Consider the following 564-nt stretch of genomic DNA (forward strand, 5'->3'; position numbering starts at 1 on the left):
TGCCGGGACGAGCCACGGCGCGGTGGTCCTGCCGCCGCAAGCGGTCCAGGAAGGTCCGGACGGACGCTTCGTCTACCTGGTCGGGGCCGACGGCAAGGTGGCGCCCCGGCCGGTGCGGCTGCTGCGCATCCAGGACGAACTGGCGGTGGTCGCCGGTGTCGAAGGAGGCGTGCGCGTCGTGCTGGAAGGCGGCCAGAACCTGCGGCCGGGCATGCGCGTGCGCATCGCCGCGCCGGAGACGCCATGAACCTGGCCCGCTTCTGCCTGCAACGGCCGATCGCCGTCCTGCTGCTGTGGCTGAGCGTCATCGTGGCGGGCTTCGCCTGCTGGCTGCAGTTGCCGGTGGCTGCCCTGCCGGTCTACGACATGCCCACCATCCAAGTCGGCGCGCGCCTGCCCGGCGCCAGTCCGGAAACGATGTCGACCTCGGTGGCGACGCCGCTCGAAAAGCAGTTCTCCGCCATCCCCGGCCTGCTCGCCACGACCTCGAGCAGCATCCAGGGCGAGACCCAGATCACCCTGGAATTCGACGCCAGCCGCAACATCGATGCCGCCGCCGCCGAC

At 71.3% G+C, this 564-nt stretch carries 1 protein-coding gene and 1 pseudogene; both read left to right on the forward strand.

Going from position 1 to position 564, the window contains the following annotated elements; genetic code table 11:
• Positions 1–247: pseudogene (locus tag ACEN88_RS33835) on the forward strand (efflux RND transporter periplasmic adaptor subunit); the annotation flags it as partial.
• A partial coding sequence (locus ACEN88_RS33840; protein WP_413346742.1) for an efflux RND transporter permease subunit occupies positions 244–564 on the forward strand: 321 nt, incomplete at its 3' end. The pseudogene ACEN88_RS33835 and the gene ACEN88_RS33840, both read left to right, overlap by 4 nt.

The sequence above is a fragment of the Massilia sp. CT11-108 genome (genome assembly GCF_047302915.1).
Lineage (GTDB): Bacteria > Pseudomonadota > Gammaproteobacteria > Burkholderiales > Burkholderiaceae_D > Telluria > Telluria orientalis.